The following is a 19,658-nucleotide window of genomic DNA, read 5'->3' on the forward strand; positions in this document are numbered from 1 at the left end:
GCTCTCTTAATTCTTCAATGAATTTCTTGAAGGTTTTTACACTCATAATTCTCATCTCCGCATATATTTAATTGTAGATATTAATTTATTGTTAACTCGTGTCTACAATTTAATTTTAAACCTATAAGTTTAAAATGTCAACAACTTTTTAAATCTATTAATTTAATTTTAAATTTAATAGTTAAAAAAACAATCTATTTGACCATTTTTAAATTGAATGTTACAATTTTACTGAGGTGAATATTATGGGAATAAGAGAAGACATCAAAGCTTATATAATATCCTCTGGGTTTACTATTACCAGATTAGCAGAAGAACTAAATAAACGTAATGGTAGTGATTATACTGTACAAAACCTAAGTAATAAAATACGTAAGGAAGCTTTAAAGTACAGTGAAGTATTACAAATAGCTGATATAATTGGTTATAAAATTGAATGGGTTAAAAAGTAAACCTAAGATAGGATCTAGTCTTATGGCTAGGTCTTATCTTTTTGCATAAGAAAAAGCTACATAAATAACATGCAGCATATATCTACGTTGGCATTTTGCCTTCGTAATTATTTTGACTAATCCATTTTAACGAGCGAATTTTCGGATGTCGGTTAAATCTATATCCAAACTTGTCGACAAATCTAATATCTACATATAGCTACAATACGCATTACTTGGTAGCTAAATGGCTCATATTTTTAATCTTAGAGTAGTTTTGATGAATTATAAGTCTAAGCTAAAATAAAGTGTTCTATGAGCCTTCTATTGAGTTTTGGACAATTAGTCCATTAGTTGCAAAGTGTAACGTACCATATCCTCATTTCCTAAAGTGCATATTATGCATTATTCAATTTTCAGATGTGATATAAGTACTTTCCTATTAGGAATTTACTACAATAATAATTGCAACATTATATTATGCTTTTAGGGAAATATATCTTCCTGTTTTTAGGCATAATAAAAGAGCATACCACCTGGATATACTCTCTATTGGTTGTTATTAAAATCTAAATGCATCTATATCAAATAAATCATCCAAGTCTTCTTCACTTAGAGCATCTATTCCATTAGATTTTTTTATTTCACTCTTTTTACTTAACCATTTAATCTGTTGTTCTAATATATAAATATCTCTAGCATGATTATTTACAGTGTTTTTTAGAGATAAAATATAACTCTCATTCTCTAAAACTTTATCACACAAAATAGAAACTATTTCGATCAATTTATCATCTTCTTGTTCCTTTATAAAACTTTTAAGTTTATCATCATCAAACATTCTTTCTAATATATCATCATGTCTATATATATAAGAAAATCTATAATTACTTACTCTCTTTCTACTATAGCTATCTTCCATTTGTTCTTCATAGTCATCATCTACACTACGTATATCTTCAAACAACACATATTTAACTTTATAAGAAGGAGAAATTTCATAATCAAGTACATCATTATAATCAAACTTCTGAAATGTTGTATGATGACTTTTTAAAACTCCATCTTGGAAATATAATATCATATTTTGTTTACCATTTAACGCTTGTATAGTATGGATTACAAACACTTTATTTTCTCTATCTTCTGTTTTGTAAATAATATTATCTATAAAGTCTCTAACTGTTTTTTCCTCATGTTTTGTTACAGTACCATCATTTATTAACCTTAATATCATACATATTTCCCCTATACACATTTGCTCTTTACATTTATTGTAATATATTTACAAATTTATGTAAAGAAATTTCTACTATATTCTAAATATTTCTTTAAGTAGACATTGATTTTTAAGTGCCAAAGGCGTTATACTTCTGGCTTATCCTCCAAATGTATATAGTTATCCTGTCGACACTAAAAATCAACAAGACAACTATATTACCACTCTTATACTTCTGTATTTAGAGCCTCGCCACTTTAACCTATGGTCTTGGTAATAATACATTAGTAATTAGTATTTCAACTAATTCATACATCAAAACAAGAATTGCACCCCTACTTGTCCAATATTTCTATTGTTCTGTATGTTCCTTTCTTTGTAGTAATTTATCTTACTACTGATACGCCTCAAACCGTTCTATTTTGTCATAGTAAATATTGTTTACCTTAGACTTAACATCTTCAAGAAAGTTTCACTAAGACTTACGTCATACTTTATAAATGTATATTATAAAAGTAACCGAATAGACTTTCTGCATTGGCTCTATTATACCTACTATCTTATTTATAGAAGTTGCATAGTGCCTAACAACTCAACCTATACTTAATTTAGGGTATAGGAAATAAAGCTTGCAAATCCTCACTTTTTTTGAGATAATACTATTAGCGTATTGGTATATCCTTTTAGTTGAGGATATGCAAAGTTTTATAAAACGATATTAAGTTTTAAGTAGTAGGTATTGTGAGTGCCTACTATTTTTTTATCTTCTAAGCATTTTTTTATGAGAATTATCTATATTTAAATCTGCTATAGTGTTTATACTATCCATTCTTATTAAGTCATTTATATTGCATTTATAATAGTACTGGAACATTCTAGTATCATGGTGTCCAGTTATCCTAGACAATAAAATCGGATTAGCGTTGTTATTTAATGCTTTAGTTATAAAATATCTTCTAAGTGAATGTGTTCCTATTGAATGTCCTATTTTCTTCTTTGCATACTCTGAAAAACTTTTTCTAAAACCATTAGATGTATATTGTTTTGCATATACATTGACAAATAATGTCTCATCTAATTTAGCATCTTTTCTATAATTTTTTATATAAGATTTTATTTCTTTAGATACTAAAGTTGGTATTGGCATATATCTTAGCGATCTATTTTTTGTATGCTCTGTACTTATATAGTCTTTGTTATAATTTTTAATTTTTAAACTTAGAAATTCTTCGCATCTTATTCCAGTTGTACTCATTACTAAACAAGCTAACCTAGATATATAATTACTGTAGGTTTCACCTTTAGCTTCTGATAACAATAATTCCATTTCTTCTTCTGTTGGTATATATTTAACTTTTTGTTGCACTTTAATTAATTTAATATCTAACTTATCCATATACTCTTGTTTATAAGCATAATTAAAAACTGTTCTAATATGAGAAGTATACGTGTTTATTGTTCTAGGACTAACCTTATCTTTTAGATTTAATTTAAAATTATTAATAACACTTATATTAATATCAGATATGCTTAAATCACCTTCATCTTTTATAAAACGTTTGAATGCAGTTCGATAAGTTTCTATTGTATGAATAGAACATTGATTTACTTTGAGTTCCTTAATATATTCTTCTAATAATTCTGATACTTTCATATCAAATTGTTGTATTTTTTGTTTAGCAATTCTCTTTCTAACCATAAAAAAAGATACCTCCTTATATTATTTAATCATGGAATTTTTATTTCTTAACCATGAAGTAACTTAATATAAAAAAGTACCTTTTAACTTCTTATTTTATTATATTAACTTTAAATATCAGCCATTATAAGCTTAGCGCTTTCTGTATTTGTAGCTAGTGGAACCTTATAAACATCACAAAGTCTAAGTAATGCACTAATATCTGGTTCATGAGGTTGAGCTGTTAATGGATCTCTTAAGAAAATTACCATATCAACATCATGGTTTGCTACCATTGCTCCTATTTCTTGATCTCCCCCTAGTGGGCCACTTTTACATCTTTTAACGTCTAAAGATGTATTTTGCATAACTTTAAGTCCTGTAGTACCTGTTGCAACAAGTATATGTTTACTTAACTTATCTTCAAAATCTTTTGCAAGCTCTATCATTTCTTCTTTTTTCTTATCATGTGCTATTAATGCTATTTTCATTTGACTCTCCCCTTTTTTTCCCTAAACAAACAAAGTAACTATGTTTATTTTCGTAAAATTTCCTTTCTTTTTTAAACATTTACACAATTAATTATATCCTAAATAAGAACATATTGAAATAATAACTTAAACTAAACAATAAATTAACTTTTATAAATTTAAATAATCCTATATTGAAACACTTACACCTAAATTATTTACATATTCTAAGAACTCTTTTTCATTTAATGCTTTTGAAAAATAAAAACCCTGAATAACATCAAAATCTAATAACTTAAAAAAATCATAGTATTCTTTGCTTTCAACACCTTCAATAACAAGTTCAGCTCCTAAAGTCTTAGCAAAATTTGAAATTGAATTTATTATGGCTATATATTTACTATTAGGTATATCTGATATAAAGTCCTTTGGTATTTTTATTTGATCAAAAGGTATCTTTAATACTCTATTTATAGATGAATACCCCTTTCCAAAATCATCTATAGATATTTTAAATCCATATTTTTTAAGCTTAATAATTTCATTTATAGCATTTCCGCTAACCTCTAAATCAGAATTCTCTAAAATCTCTAAGGTAATATTTTCTGGTTTAAGGTTATAATTTTTACTTATCTTATAAAGATTAGATCCTACCCCTCTATGTTTTAAGGTGTTTATTGATATGTTAACTGAACATTGTAACTCAATATTATTTTGAATTAACCTACTTTGAAATTCACAGGTTGATTCAAAAACATATAAATCTAAATCCTTAATAGCATCTATTTCTTCTAAGCTTTTAACTATATCACTAGCTGATATAGAGCCTAGAGTTTCATGATTCCATCTTATGAGAGTCTCATAACCTTTTATTTTATCATCTAAGGATGATATTTGAGGTTGATAAACAGTATATAACTTTTTATTTATTAATGCATCTTTAATATCTCTTATTATTAAATTATTCTTTTTTCTTATGCCCTTTAGTTCTTCTGTATATTCTATGACAGATATAAAATCTTCTTTTTTAGCTCTTTCCTTAGCAAAAAACACTTCTTCAATTATTTCCTCAAAACTCTTATTTCCTAAATTTATAGAATATCCTATATTAAATTCCATTTTAATTTCTTTATTAAGGCTATTTAATCTTATTTTTTTCAAATTATCTAGCTTATTTAAAACTTCTATTATATCTTCTTTATTTTTACTATTAATTGCAACTAAAAATTCTTCTCCTCCATATACACCATATAAATTTTTAGAAGCTAAGCTTTTTGATATATTATTTAATCCATTACCAAACTCCCTTAAAACTTCATCTCCTTTACCTCTGCCTAAAGCATCATTTATTAAACTAAATTTTCTTAAATCAATTAGGAAAAGTGTATATTCTCCTTTCCACATTTCAAGATTATTTTTAAATTCAAATCTAGTAAATACATTGCTTAGAGGGTCTAATCTCTCCTCTAACAAAACTTTATTAATAAATTTATTTTTATTCTTGTGTTCTCTACTAAAAATACTCCTATTTTTTATAGCTTGACCTAAATTTATGTATTTAAGAAATTTCCTTGTTATAAATATTATTTCAAGATAAAAAATCAAACTTAAAATTAAAAGAATATTTTCACCATTATATCTTTCTATAAAAATTAATGTTACTAACAATATAAAACTTAAAAAAATTAAATTCCCCTTTAATACTTTATTCATATATAAATCCTTATCAAACAAATTATTTTAATATAAAAAGGACTGTACCATAAATACATCTAATATACTCTAAATCATATATATTAGATTAGATATTTTGATACAGCCTTTCTTAACTGATTAATTATGCTTCTTCAAAAAATGCCTTATAACATTTTTTAGTTTCATATAAATCTGCTTTAGATGCTACTTCTAAAGGCGCATGCATATTTTGTAATGCTACTCCACAATCTATAACTTCCATATTGTATTGAGCTAATATATAAGCGATTGTACCACCGCCACCTTGGTCTACTTTTCCAAGCTCTCCAGTTTGCCATACAACACCATTTCTATCCATTATATTTCTTAAGTGAGCTATATATTCTGCATTAGCATCATTGCAACCTGCTTTTCCTCTAGCTCCTGTATATTTGCTAAATACTACTCCATGTCCAAAATAAGCTGTGTTTTTCTTTTCACATACAGAAGGATAGTTTGGATCAAAAGCTGCAGTAACATCAGCTGATAACATCATTGAATTTTGAAGACATCTTCTAAGTTTTAATTCAGAATATTCTCCTTTTCTATCCATAAGTTCTGCAATTATATTTTCAAAGAATCTTGATTGCATTCCTGTAGCTCCCACACTACCTATCTCTTCTTTATCAACTAATAATGCTACACATGTTTTATCAACATTTTCTAAATCCATTAAAGCCTCTGCTGAAGTATATGCACATATTTTATCATCGTGACCATATGCTAAAATCATACTTCTATCTAATCCATAATCTCTTGCCTTACCAGCAGGAACTACTTCTAACTCAGCTGATACAAAATCTTCCTCAGTTATGCCATATTTTTCATTTAATAAAACTAATATATTAGCTTTAACAGCCTCTTTTTCCTCAGTTCCTTTTAATGGCATACTTCCAACTAAAATATTTAGGTCTTCTCCTTCTACTACTTTAGCTCCTTTTTTATCTAATTGATCTGCTGATAAATGGATTAAAAGATCTGAAATTCCTAAAACAGGATCATTTTCATCTTCTCCTATTTTAATATCTACCTTAGTTCCATCTTTTTTTACAACAACTCCATGTATTGCAAGAGGTATAGTTACCCATTGATATTTTTTTACTCCTCCGTAATAATGAGTATCTAATAATGCTAATCCGGAATCTTCATATAATGGATTTTGTTTAACATCCATTCTTGGAGAATCTATGTGAGCTCCTATTATTCTTAATCCCTTTTCTAATGGTTCTGAACCTACTTTTATTAAAGTTATTGTTTTATCCATGTTTATAGAATAAAGTTTATCCCCTGCTGTCACTTTTTCTCCATTTTTAATAACTTCATAAAAATTTTTAAACCCTTTACTTTCTGCCATATGAGCTAAAACCTTAACACATTCTCTTTCAGTTTTAGCAACTGACATGAACTCCCTATATCTATCACTTAATGAAAATACCTGTTTTAAATCTGCCTCTTCATATTTAGTCCAAGCATTTTCATATTCTTTTTTTAAAACTTTTACATCTTTCATAATATAGCCCTCCAATCTATTTTATCTTCTAATTCAATTCTATATTTTTGGTAATATTTTGTCAAACTATAGAAATTTTCTTATTTTAAATATTAGTAGCAAGATTATAGCCATTAAACTTAATATAAAAACTAAAATATAAAATCCATAAGGGCATGTTTTAAAGGGCATAGATTCAAAACTCATAGAAAATATAGCCGTTATTAATTCTAAAGGTAAAAAAACTGCTGTTATTATTGTAAATACCTTCATTAATTCATTTGTCTTGTTGGCTAGTTCTGATTCATAAGCTTCTCTTACAATTGCTAACTCCTGTGATAAGGTATCTAAGGATGTAATTAACTTTTCTATTTTACTATTTATATTTTTAAAATAAACTTTATTCCCTTCTCCTATTACTTCATTTTCATCTATAACAAGGGTATCTCCAATATACCTAATTGGCTTTATAAGTTTTCTAAGTTTATAAGCTTCTCTTCTTATAAATAATAGGGAATTTAAATGCTTGCTTTCAGGATCTTTAAGAATTTCTAACTCAATCTTATCTCCTTCAGTCTCCAAATCAGATATTATATTATAGTTATTTATTATAATCCTATCTAAAATGTAATAAAGAATAATAGATGGACTCTTATCTACTTTAAATAACTGGCAATTCTTTTCTTCTTTTATATCTTCAATTAAATCATATAGAAGTGAGATATTACTCTTATAAACAGTAACTATAAAACTTTTTCCTAAGAATATATCAAGTTCTTTAGAGATAATTTGCTTTTCAACTTGCTCTATTATATTAATTAAAATAAATGTATAATCCTTGAAACAGTCTATTCTTTGTTCCTGTTTATAGTCAATACATTCATTTATACACTCATAAGAAAACATTTTTTCTAAAAGATTGACTTCATCTTCTTCCATTAAAATCCATGCTGGAAACTCATCCTTTTTCCATTCTTCAACTACTTTAAAATTTTCCTCAATATTAAATATAACCATATCATCACCTTTAATTCTGATATGGTTATAGTTTATACTTTTTATTAAATTTTACTCTCTTTTTCCATGCTTTCAAGCATTCTTTTTTCAATTATATCAACTGGTGAAATGTCTGACATACGTTGATATCTATAATTAGCTGCAGCAGCTTCTATTATTACTGCTATGTTTCTTCCAGGTCTTATTGGAACCCTTAGTTTTTTAACTTTAACACCTAATATATCTTGATATTCGTCGTTTACACCTAATCTATCATAATCTCCATCATCTTTCCAATGCTCAAAATGAATTATTATCTTTATTTGCTTAGAATTTAAAATTGAACTTAATCCATATAGTGCTGATACATCGATTATTCCCATACCTCTAACTTCAAGCATTCCAAAAGTTATCTCTGGCGATCTACCTATTAAATCTCCATCTATTTCTTTTATATCAACAGCATCATCTGTTACTAATCTATGTCCTCTTTTAATAAGTTCTAGGGCAGTTTCACTTTTACCTATACCACTTTCCCCTGTGATTAACATTCCTATACCATATACATCAACAAGAACCCCATGTAATCTTGTTTCAGGAGCCATTTTATCTGATAAATACATAGTGATTTTACTTATAAACTTAGTAGTTACCATGTCACTTCTAAGAATCCATAAGTTTCTCTTTCTAGCTGCTTTTAAAAGTTCCTCATGTATCTCTAAACCTCTAGTTATTATAAGACAAGATATATCAAATGAAAAAAATTTATTTAATCTTTTCTTCCTAAGATCTGGAGACATATCTTCTAAAAAGCTCCATTCAGCTTTCCCTATAACTTGAATTCTTTCTGGAGCAAAATAGTTATAAAAGCCAGCTAATTGTAATCCTGGTCTATTTACATCACTAACATTTATAGGGACATTCTCTTCGCCAGTTTGAATTACCTCTAAACTAAAATCCTTTATTAACTTCTCTATTGTAACACCCACATAAATCACCCTTAATTTTTCTTATTTTTCGGCTCAATTCCTTTTAACTGTTCTCTTAAGTTGCTTTTGAATCTATTTATATATTCTTTTCTAAGTTCTTCTCTTTCTTTATGTTCATCCTCTGATAAACCTTCTTCTTTATGCTTCTTGTGTAATTCATTTATTCTTTTTGTTAATTCATCTATATTCATGTTTATTCTCCTTTTTAGTATAACTTTAATTTGATTTAATTTATTTCTAATATTATTTTACATTTGTATCTATTTTTTAGCAACAATCTTTCTTACTAAATTCTTCATTAAATGAGAATTAAATTATAATATATATAAAAATTATATATATTATGTAAAAATCTTTGAAATTTTTCCCTATTTTAATTGTAATATATTTCAAATTCTTCGTTTTTATTTTATAATATTTTTAGAAACTTTTGTAATATGGCAAAGCTCACATTACTATTGACATAATTTATATTTGTATTAAGGGTGAGAAATTATGAGTAACAAAAAAATAAGCTTTAAAAATATGAACAATTCAGATAAGGTTAAATTAATAAATAACTCTTTAGTTCTAGATGGAATTTCTCTTAAAGAGCTTTCAAAAAAAATAGATATACAAAAGAAAGATATAATAAAATTTATGAATGAAGAAGGTTTTTTCTTTGATAGTACAGATGGTTATTTTAAAAAGGATAAAGAAGAATCTACTTCAATAGATATAAAGCCTTCAGTTGAAACAAGTAAATCCTCCCTTCCTAAAACACCAGAACGTGAGGATGTTCAATCTATAATAGATTCTATAAATGAAAAATTAAACATAAAAGATATTGAAACTACTAGTATATTGTTACCTGAAATTAAAACATCTGAAAAAGTTAGTGTTACTAAGGAAGATAATTTAGAGGATAATACTAAAACTTCTCAAAGTATGACTTTAGAAATTCCTAGAGTATCTAGAACAGCTAGAAGAAAAAAGAAGAAAAAGAAAACTCTAATTAAAAGGATGATTTCATATTTTAAAAATAGTTTTTCTAAAATATTTTTAATTAAGAAGAAAGAAAATAAACCTTCTTCTTCTAAGATAGAATATACTGATAATTTTAATAAGAAAGAAATCAACATAAAATCTACAAATAGTAATATATTAGAAGAAGTTGCTATAGAAAAACTTCCTGTGAATGATGAAATAGAAACAACTTCTCATGGTCTTAACAGTGAAAGCAAGTTACCTTTTGAAATAAAAATACCTAAAAACTTTAAAGGTAGAAGAAGAATTCCTAAAGTAGATTGTGACTTAGATGAAATGAATTTTTTAAATTCAAATGCCTATTCCTTAGAAGACTTAAAAAAAGACTTTAGAGATTTAAAAATTAATTCAGATTTTATAAAAAATATAAACTCTGATTCCTTAGAAAGTAATAGGGATAAATCTTTAGAAGAACGTGTATGTAACCTTGAAAAGAAAATAAATGAACTTGAAGAATTTTTCTTAGAAATTTTTCAAGCAATGTCAAATAAATAATCACTAAAAAGTGGCTGTATCAAATATACTAATAAAACTTATTTTGATACATGCCCTTTTTTATTTTATGATTATAGAAATTCCTCTTTATACCTATACTATGACTAAGCACAATTTTAGGAGGAATTACAATGACAAATAAAAATCTACAATTAGAAGAACTAAAAAAAATATATGGAAAAATAAGTCCCTTTGAATTTAAAAATAAATTAATAGATTTAGCTAAGGACAAAAAAAGTGCCCATATTCTTTTAGATGCTGGACGTGGAAATCCTAACTGGACAGCATCTACACCACGTGATGCCTTTTTTACCTTTGGTCATTTTGCTGTATCTGAAACAAAAAGAACCTTTGAATCTTGTGATTTAGCTGGAATTCCTCATAAAGAAGGAATATATAATAGATTTTTAAAATTTATAGAAGAAAACAAAAATTTTCCAGCCATTGAATTATTAGAAAAAATAATTAACTATGGCATAAAGGAAAAAGGATTTAATCCTGATGATTTCCTATATGAATTATGTGATGCAATCATTGGAGATAATTATCCCTATCCAGATAGAATGCTTCCTCATATAGAAGCTATAGTTCATGATTATCTTTTAAAAGAACTTTGTTATCTTCCACCTTCAAAAAAATTCAAACTTTTTGCTGTTGAAGGTGCTACTGCCGCTATGTGCTATATTTTTGATTCCTTAATAGCAAATGAGTTACTTCAAAGAAAAGATAAAATAGCTATAATGACACCTATTTTTACTCCTTATTTAGAAATTCCTCAACTCCCTAGATATGATTTAGAAAGTATATATATTCATGCTAGTGAAATAAATGAAGAAGGAAGCTATACTTGGCAGTATCCAGAGGAGGAATTAAACAAATTAAAAGATCCATCAATAAAGGCTTTATTTTTAGTTAACCCAAGCAATCCTCCTTCTATGGCCATTCATGATAAAAGTAAGGAGCTTTTAAAGGATATAGTTACTAACTATAATCCAAATTTAATGATAATTTCTGATGATGTTTATGGAACCTTCGTTAATAAGTTTCAATCATTAGTGGCTGATCTTCCTAATAACTCCATAGGTGTTTATTCATATTCTAAATACTTTGGAGTAACTGGTTGGAGACTTGGTACCTTGGCCCTTTATGAAGATAATATATTTGATAAACTAATAAGTGAACTGCCTAGTGAGAAAAAGGAAATGGTAAATAAAAGATATGAGTCTCTATCAACAGACCCAGAAAAAATTCCATTTATTGATAGAATAGTTGCTGATAGCCGCCAAGTAGCACTAAATCACACTGCTGGGCTTTCAACCCCTCAACAAGTGCAAATGGCCTTCTTTTCTGCATTCTCTTTAGTTGATAAAGAAAATACATATAAAAATCAAACTATTGATATATGCCACAGACGTCAAAAATTATTATTTGAAGGACTAGACTTACCGATTAAAGAAAATCCATATGATGCATCATATTATGCTGAGTTTGATTTATTGCAATGGGCTCTTAAAAATTATGGTCCTGAATTTGCAAATTATTTAGAATCAAATTATAAACCTGTAGATGTTTTATATAAATTAGCTGAGGAATCATCTATTGTCTTATTAAGCGGTGGTGGATTCCAAGGGCCTGAATGGTCAGTAAGAATATCTTTAGCTAATTTAGATGATGATGCTTATTCAGAAATAGGAACTGTACTTAGAAAAATCCTTGAGGATTTTGTTCATTATTGGAAATCTTCAACTAAATAAAAAATAAAATATTATTGTAACCTAACTTTATTTATTACACCTAACATTAAACTTTAATTAATAAAAGCTAAAATAGTAGTTATTCTAAACTACTATTTTAGCTTTTCCATCCTATATCCAATTTCTTTATTTGCTAAATCATATCCTTCTTCTATCATTTCCTCTTCACTCTTTTCATTTCCTATAAGTGAATCTATGGTAATCTGCCCTCTATCCTTAAAATATTTATCTAAAAGCATATTCTCTATTTCTCTTTGATCACATATTGAATAATCGTGAAGTATATGATTAACCTTAAATCCGTATTTTTCTAATTCTCTTCCGACTAATATACTCCTATGACATCTTACAGGTTCCTGCATAGCACCTAACAAAGCTATTCTATATCCTTTACTTATTCCTATTTTAAGTCTCTCTATTCCATTTTTAAAAGATTCCTCATTAATAACCTTATGAAAATCAGCATAGCCTTCTTTATTGTAAGATATTTTGCTATCTCTCTTTGCAGCAAATTCCTTTGCCATATATATGTATGTAAATCCTAAGTCATTTAAAGTTTTTTGAATTGCTTCCTTATTGTATTGCACATTATATTTAGAATAAGGTATTCCCCTTATATCAACTACACAATTTATATTATATTTATTTAGCATGTCAACAAGTCTACTTAAATCATAATTAGAATGTCCTATAGTATATATCTCCATATAAAACACCTCCAAAATTTAATTATAATACTAAACTAAGATCAATATTGATTTTAACTCTTTTAGAAAATGGTTTATTTTAAAGTTTACAACCCCTATTTAATAACAATATAGATTTTTCACTATATATTAAAAATTATATATAGTTTAAATTTAGAAAGAATTTTTTATTATAAAAATAAAAAAGGTTGTAAGACTAATCTTACAACCTTATAATAAACAAATTATTATCTATTGTTTCTTTGAGCTTTTCTTGCTCTTCTGCAATCTAAGCATCTTACTGGATCATTTTCAAATCCTTTTTCTTTGTAGAAAGCTTGCTCTCCCTCAGTGAATATGAAATCTGCTCCACAGTCTTTACATTTTAATGTTCTATCTGCCATTTTGACATCCTCCTTAAATTTAAAGATTTAAATGGATTAATAAAAATTTTCTTTAAGTTTAAGGAAAATTTTATTCATCTTTTAAAGCTTTTTCTGTTATGTTCTAATTATACCACTAAAAAATTAACATTGCAAGCTTTTTATTAGCATTGTGTTAAAACCTCTTAAAATCAAATTATAGAGCTAAGAATTTTTTAAATCTTTCTCTTACAGCTTCTTCTCCCATAATTTGCATTATTGTATAAAGATCTGGAGTATTAGCTCTGTGAGTTAAAGCTGCTCTTACAGCTCCTGCAACATCAGAAACCATTCCTTTGTATTCTTCTGGGTTCTTTTTATATTTCTTTCTATCAGTAGCATATCCTAATTCTACAGCAACTTCTTTTAAATCTGAGAACCAAGTATCCTTATCTGTATTAAAGTTATATGCTTTTTCATAAGCTTCTATTATTCTCTTAGCTTCTTCTAATTCTAAAGTTTTTGGTAATTCAACATCATTAGCTGTTTCCTTATCAAATAACTCATCAAAGAAGTAGAATATTTTTTCTCTAACTTCATCCCATTTAGCAAAGTCTTTTCTTGGCTTTGGACCTTCTTTATCTATATTGAATACTTCTTTCATCATAGCTTCTTTAGAAGTAACTAAATCATACATTTCTTTATCATACTCTTTAGCCCAGTTTGTATATAAATCATAAACAACTTCTGGTTTCATTTTACAGATAACATCTTTACTTACATCATTTAATTTAACTAAATCAAATAAAGCTCCACTCTTACTCATTTTATCTAGTTCAACTTTGTAATCATGATAATCTGCATCTGGATTTTCTGCTCTCCACTCTTCGAAAGCTGAGTTTATTATATTTAAAAGATATTCAATAACTGATTGAGATGGATATCCTTTTTCACTGTAATAACTTACTGCACTTTCTGGATCTTTTCTCTTTGATAATTTTCTTTTTGAACTTCCATCCATTTTCATTATTGTTGGAATATGAGCATATTTAGGTGCTTCTACTCCTAAAACTTCAAACATTTGAAGATGTATTGGAAGTGATGATAACCATTCTTCTCCTCTTATAACATGAGTAGTTCTCATTAATGTATCATCTATTGCATGAGCAAAGTGATAAGTTGGAAGGCCATCACCTTTTATTATTACTACATCTTGAAGATTTTCTGGGAATGAAACCTCTCCTTTTATCATATCATGAGCAACAACTCTCTTTTCAGGATTTCCAGGTGACTTCATTCTTATAACATAGCTTTCACCAGCTTCAATTCTCTTTATAGCCTCTTCTGGTGATAAATCTCTATATTTAGCAAACTCTCCATAACATCCTGGAGTTAATTTTTCTGCAATTTGTTTTTCTCTTAAAGCTTCTAATTCTTCAGAAGTCATAAAACATGGATAAGCTAATCCTTTTCTTAAAAGATCTTTAACAAAAGCTCTGTATATATCAGCTCTTTGACTTTGTTTATATGGTGCATAAGCTCCCTTTTCTGAGTTTTCACCAGTTATTCCTTCATCAAAATCCATTCCGAAGTTATGCATAGTTTTTATAGTATCATCTATAGCACCTTCAACTTCTCTCTTTTGATCAGTATCTTCTATTCTTAAGTAGAATATTCCACCACTTTGGTGAGCTAATCTTTCATTTATTAATGAAGCAAAAACTCCTCCTATATGTTGAAATCCAGTTGGACTTGGTGCATATCTTAATACTTTAGCCCCTTCTTTTAAATCTCTCTTTGGATATTTTTCAAAATAATATTCCGGTGTTTTGTCTATGTTTGGGAATATTAAATTAGCTAAATTTTCATAACTCATTCTTTTCACTTTCCTTTCTAAATTTATGTAATAAAAAAAGTCCCTCGTCCTAAAAATTAGGACGAAAGACTTAACTTCCGCGTTACCACCTAAATTAGTTAGCTAAGCTAACTCACTCATAATCAATTAAGGGAATTACCCCTAGACCTACTCCTTAAAATTTAAGATTTTCAGTCTAAGCTCCGAAGCTTCTTTCTATAAGATTATTTTTTAGGCTCTCACCCTCCCTAAATCGCTTTAAAATAATTACTTATATACTCTTCTTCATCATAGCACTAAAATATTTCATTTTAAATAACAAACTCTATTATATCAGATTCTTTAAAGTTGTAAACAAAAATATTACCACTCTTAAATATAATTATTTCATAAATTATTATATCATAAATAACCTACTACTATTATTTAGTATATTTCACTTCTTATAAAATACCCTTATTAAAATTATTGATATTTAACTTTTATCTTTATATATTTTTATATTTAGACATAATGAATAAGCTTATAATGTATTTATTATAAAGTTAATATAATAATATTAACTTTACTAAAGGCTCATTTATATTATTTTGTTAGCTTTATATATTATGTTGATTTATTAAATATTTTATATTATAACTAAAAAAATCATATTATAACCTTCATAAAATTAATAGATGCCTTATCTTATATATTCACCTTATTTTTTATGGATTGCTGTACAAATCCCTTCCAAATTCTAAGATTCTCTTTATCCTTTAAAAGTTTATATCTAATATTTTCATCTTGAGAAGAAACACTACATATATTACTTCTAATAATCCAAGCCTTTAATAAAAAGCTTAATTCCTTAGAATAATCCTCAATTTCCTTTGTTAAATAAGAATTATAAATATTAATATTTCTAAGGCTTATGATTTCCTCAATATTTTTGTTATATTCCCTAAGATCATCTTTAATATAATTCTCTTCTTCTCCTAAAAACCATGTCCACAAAATATACTCATATTCCTGTAAGTTACAAATAACCTCTTTGTCATCTAAATGTTCTTTTAAATTCCATAGAGGAATTATACTATTTCCAAATAAATATTTAGATGCAAAGCTATCACACCTAAAACCTAACAGATTATAAAAAAGATTTTGCATAGAAAAACTTTTGTCTTTGTTATTAATTAAATATTCTATTATTTCATGTTTATTACCACATGAATTATTTAAAGTTTCTATAAAATATACTAATAAGGGAGCCTTTGTATAATGTAAAAACTCTATTTTACCATGACTTCTTATGCTTCCCTCTTCCATAGGAATTATTCTAAATCTGCTTGGCTCTTTTAAAGTCATATATAAATATCTAGTATATAAATTTGCCATTTCCTTTTTAAACTTTATATCTAGTCTTTCTTTTAATCCCTCTTCTAAGGATTCTAAAGCTAAGTTTTCATAATAAGTAGCTAAACCCTCTGTTAACCAAAGATTTGGAGGAAGATGATAAACTCTTGATTTTAAAAGATCATCCATAAAGGCATGAAATATTCTATGGGATAATAATTGCCAATCTCTCTTTTTATTCATATCAAAAGTAGCACTTATAACATTTTTCCCACTTCCGCCTAATATATAAGAGTTCTCCTTTTTACTCTTTCTAAGTAAAACTATATTCAAATCTTTCTTATTTAAAGAATCTATTTTAAATAAATCATAATAATAATCACAAATAGACTTTATATTTCTTATAAGCTCTTCCTTACTACTGTCATTTAAAAATGAATTTTCAATACTACTATATAAATGTACTTCTCCATAGTTTTTCATTAAAACTATTTCTTCAAAAAAGCTAAAAGTATATGAAGACTTCATTATTTCATATAGATCGCTCCAAGTACCCCCTACACACTTTGACTTAAAATCATTTTCTTTAAAAGGTATTATACTTTTATAATCCTTTTCACTATAGACTTCACTCTTTATATCTTCTATAAGATTGGTAAAATCTATTTCTAGGATGCAATTTAATTTTAGGTCATCATTCATTGTAAGCATTTCAACTGGTAACATAAGTATTTGTTCACCCATAAAGCTTATTAAATCCTCTTCTATTTCTCCACCTTTTCCATGCTTTCCTAAGTTACCTATTAAAACCTCATATTCTAAAATCAAATCCCTGCTTTTATTATTAATATATATAAAGTTTGAATCGCAATAAAACTCCTCTTTACACTTTATATTGTTTATTTTTGTTTTACCCCTATAAAGCTGAATTTCTCTTAAATTAACATCTTTAATCTTAAGCCTTATATTTAGTCCCTCTTCTGTATTTAAACTTTTCCTAACTAAAAATTTAATATCTCCATATTCCATTTATACCCTCCTAATCTAAGTCTCTGTATTTCTAATAACTTCTCCAGATTTATTTATATATAATTTTTCTAAAGGTTCAAAAATTCCTTCTTTTTTCAAAGTATTAGAGTATATATTAACTCCATAATAAATCTCATTATTAATTTCTTTTTCTCCCCATATGTCTACATCTAAATCTTTATTATTTAATTTTGCTTCATAATTTCTTGCAATATTCTCTAACTCCATAATCTCATTATTGCTTATATTCAAATTTGTTATGAGACCCTCTATTCCACTTAAAGGTTCCCCATTTTCACCCTTTAAAACATTTCCCTTTTTATTTATAAGAACTCTATCTACTATTCCTGTTAAATCATTACCTTTTACACTTTTAGAATATAAGGTTATTTGATAATATATTTCCTTTCCTATTTCTTTAAATCCATCTATATTAGCGCCTAAATCTAAGAAAGTAGTCCTTTCCCTATATTTTAAAGCATAATTCTCTATTATCTTTTTTTCTTCATTAGTTAAAGGGGCTTTTTCCCCAGTATAATACAAATCTTTATACGACTCCTTATCTAAGGAAATACTTGTAGCATTGTTTAAATTAACTTCTTTTTCTAAAAAAGTACTTCCATAAATTAATCCTTCACTTAAGAATAAAGTAGAAACTAAAATACTTACTATTAAAAACTCTTTCATTCTCTACACTCCAATCAACTTTATCTTAAGTATATTATTTACAAAAGTTTTATTTATTAATCACCTTATAATTTAATTTCACTTAATTCTAATATTATCTAAGTAATAAAATTCAATTTAACTATTCTCAGTTTTATTAATTTTAATATTAGCTAATCCTTAATTCAAGTAAAAAAATTATTAATTATGTAGTTCATATCTTATATTTTTAAGTGAAATATATAAATAGTTATATAATAATCTAAAAAAAGTCACCTAAAAGTATTTTTTACTTTTAGATGACTCAAATTTGTTAATTATTTTTCTTATTTTACCTTGTTAAATATAAATATATTAGTTTTATGGTGTTTTCTAAAGCATCATGGTGAGTTCTCTCCATACCATGTGAAGCGTGAACTCCAGGGCCTATAAGGCCACCTTTTATATTATTTCCACCTCGTAAGGCAGCTCCAACATCTGAGCCGTATCTAGGGTATATATCTACTGCATAGCTTAAATTATTATTTTTAGCTAATTCTATAAGATCTGATGTAATTTTATAGTCATAAGGTCCACCTGAATCCTTTGCACAAATAGAAACATCATACTCTGTGCAACTTAAGTCATCACCAATGCATCCCATATCTACTGCTATAAATTCAGTTATATCCTCTGGTAAATATGATGCTCCATGTCCTACCTCTTCATATACAGATATAAAGATTTTTGTTTTATATTTAGGCTTTATATTTTCTCTTTTTAATAGCTCTAATAATCCTATTAAAGCTGATACACTTCCCTTATCATCTATAAATCTTGATTTTATAAATCCACTTTCAGTTATTGTTGTTTTTGGATCTATAAAAATAAAATCTCCATTGTTTATTCCTAAGGCCTTTACATCCTCTTTATTTAAAACTCTTTCATCAATTCTGATTTCCATATTCTTAGGATCTCTAGGCTTGCTTGATGCATCATCAAATACATGTATTGATGGGCTTGTGCTTAAGAAAGTTCCAGTATACTCTTTACCTTCCCTTGTTCTTATTATGCAGTATTCTGAATCTAAAGTTGCTACTATTGGACCTCCTACTAAATCAAACTTTAAAGTTCCATTTGGTGTTATAGATCTAACCATAGCCCCTAAGGTATCTACATGAGCAGCTAATCCAATAACCTTTTCATCACTTTCTCCAGGAATGGTTATTACTCCACATCCCTTATTAGTCAATTCTATATTATATCCTAGCTCACCAACTATTGTTTCTACCTTTTCCATAATCTCAAAACAAAATCCACTTGGACTATGGAAACTTAAAATTTCTTTTGCTACATCTAAAATAAAATCTTTGTTTATACTTACCATATATTTCGCCCCCTCTATTTATATATTAATTATAACATATAGGCCATATAATGCCATAAATTACTATTTCTATTTTTA

At 26.9% G+C, this 19,658-nt stretch carries 17 protein-coding genes and 1 other annotated feature; of the genes, 3 read left to right on the forward strand and 14 right to left on the reverse strand.

All coding sequences use genetic code 11. The features are described 5' to 3' along the window. Nucleotides 1-245 precede the first annotated feature (245 nt). Nucleotides 246-452: an LLM class flavin-dependent oxidoreductase gene (locus I6G60_RS10340; protein ID WP_164812174.1), complete on the forward strand. Its 207-nt coding sequence runs from the start codon at nt 246-248 to the stop codon at nt 450-452. A 541-nt stretch (nt 453-993) separates the two neighbouring features. On the opposite strand, the gene I6G60_RS10345 is transcribed toward I6G60_RS10340, so the two are convergent. The 8 genes from I6G60_RS10345 to I6G60_RS10380 form a co-directional block, all read right to left on the reverse strand. Then, nucleotides 994-1,668, reverse strand: a complete 675-nt coding sequence (locus I6G60_RS10345) for a hypothetical protein (protein WP_197925306.1) — start codon at nt 1,666-1,668, stop codon at nt 994-996. A 742-nt stretch (nt 1,669-2,410) separates the two neighbouring features. Beyond that, the gene (locus I6G60_RS10350) at nt 2,411-3,349 is read right to left on the reverse strand and encodes a tyrosine-type recombinase/integrase (RefSeq protein WP_110002957.1); all 939 of its coding nucleotides are present in this window, start codon (nt 3,347-3,349) and stop codon (nt 2,411-2,413) included. Nucleotides 3,350-3,459: 110 nt separating this feature from the next. Beyond that, nucleotides 3,460-3,819 (reverse strand): methylglyoxal synthase, encoded by a 360-nt coding sequence (locus tag I6G60_RS10355; RefSeq protein ID WP_003476019.1) that lies wholly within the window; start codon nt 3,817-3,819, stop codon nt 3,460-3,462. A 168-nt stretch (nt 3,820-3,987) separates the two neighbouring features. Continuing rightward, nucleotides 3,988-5,511: an EAL domain-containing protein gene (locus I6G60_RS10360; protein ID WP_111744183.1), complete on the reverse strand. Its 1,524-nt coding sequence runs from the start codon at nt 5,509-5,511 to the stop codon at nt 3,988-3,990. A 124-nt stretch (nt 5,512-5,635) separates the two neighbouring features. After that, on the reverse strand, nt 5,636-7,042 hold the full coding sequence (locus I6G60_RS10365; RefSeq protein ID WP_057257742.1) for an aminopeptidase: 1,407 nt from the start codon (nt 7,040-7,042) through the stop codon (nt 5,636-5,638). 66 nt (nt 7,043-7,108) lie between these two features. Continuing rightward, entirely contained in the window at nt 7,109-8,038 is a 930-nt protein-coding gene (locus tag I6G60_RS10370; protein ID WP_011590638.1) for a magnesium transporter CorA family protein, read from the reverse strand. Nucleotides 8,039-8,082: 44 nt separating this feature from the next. Further along, entirely contained in the window at nt 8,083-9,006 is a 924-nt protein-coding gene (gene hprK, locus I6G60_RS10375) for an HPr(Ser) kinase/phosphatase (RefSeq protein WP_003448672.1), read from the reverse strand. Between the two features lie 11 nt (nt 9,007-9,017). After that, on the reverse strand, nt 9,018-9,197 hold the full coding sequence (locus I6G60_RS10380; RefSeq protein ID WP_003448677.1) for a DUF896 domain-containing protein: 180 nt from the start codon (nt 9,195-9,197) through the stop codon (nt 9,018-9,020). Nucleotides 9,198-9,501: 304 nt separating this feature from the next. Between I6G60_RS10380 and I6G60_RS10385 the strand changes: the two genes are divergently transcribed. Further along, nucleotides 9,502-10,527: a hypothetical protein gene (locus tag I6G60_RS10385; RefSeq protein WP_111744182.1), complete on the forward strand. Its 1,026-nt coding sequence runs from the start codon at nt 9,502-9,504 to the stop codon at nt 10,525-10,527. Between the two features lie 131 nt (nt 10,528-10,658). Continuing rightward, nucleotides 10,659-12,281, forward strand: a complete 1,623-nt coding sequence (gene aspD, locus I6G60_RS10390) for an aspartate 4-decarboxylase (protein WP_111744181.1) — start codon at nt 10,659-10,661, stop codon at nt 12,279-12,281. A 92-nt stretch (nt 12,282-12,373) separates the two neighbouring features. Here the strand turns inward: aspD and I6G60_RS10395 are convergent, their stop codons facing one another. From I6G60_RS10395 to I6G60_RS10420, 6 genes are all read right to left on the reverse strand, one after another. After that, nucleotides 12,374-12,988 carry a DUF488 domain-containing protein gene (locus tag I6G60_RS10395; protein ID WP_003458534.1) on the reverse strand — a complete coding sequence of 205 codons (615 nt, stop codon included), beginning with the start codon at nt 12,986-12,988 and terminating at the stop codon, nt 12,374-12,376. Nucleotides 12,989-13,215: 227 nt separating this feature from the next. Further along, the gene (locus I6G60_RS10400; protein WP_003481131.1) at nt 13,216-13,371 is read right to left on the reverse strand and encodes a zinc-ribbon domain-containing protein; all 156 of its coding nucleotides are present in this window, start codon (nt 13,369-13,371) and stop codon (nt 13,216-13,218) included. Nucleotides 13,372-13,546: 175 nt separating this feature from the next. Then, entirely contained in the window at nt 13,547-15,205 is a 1,659-nt protein-coding gene (gltX, locus tag I6G60_RS10405) for a glutamate--tRNA ligase (protein WP_003448423.1), read from the reverse strand. Nucleotides 15,206-15,259: 54 nt separating this feature from the next. Further along, nucleotides 15,260-15,485, reverse strand: a binding site (T-box leader). Nucleotides 15,486-15,871: 386 nt separating this feature from the next. Further along, nucleotides 15,872-17,548, reverse strand: coding sequence for a hypothetical protein (locus tag I6G60_RS10410; protein WP_111744180.1), 1,677 nt, complete (start codon nt 17,546-17,548; stop codon nt 15,872-15,874). A gap of 15 nt (nt 17,549-17,563) precedes the next feature. Then, nucleotides 17,564-18,235 (reverse strand): hypothetical protein, encoded by a 672-nt coding sequence (locus I6G60_RS10415; protein WP_111744179.1) that lies wholly within the window; start codon nt 18,233-18,235, stop codon nt 17,564-17,566. A gap of 310 nt (nt 18,236-18,545) precedes the next feature. Beyond that, complete coding sequence (locus I6G60_RS10420; protein WP_111744178.1) at nt 18,546-19,580, reverse strand: M42 family metallopeptidase; 1,035 nt, start codon at nt 19,578-19,580, stop codon at nt 18,546-18,548. Nucleotides 19,581-19,658 lie beyond the last annotated feature (78 nt).

It is taken from the genome of Clostridium perfringens (assembly GCF_016027375.1).
GTDB classification, from domain to species: domain Bacteria; phylum Bacillota; class Clostridia; order Clostridiales; family Clostridiaceae; genus Sarcina; species Sarcina perfringens.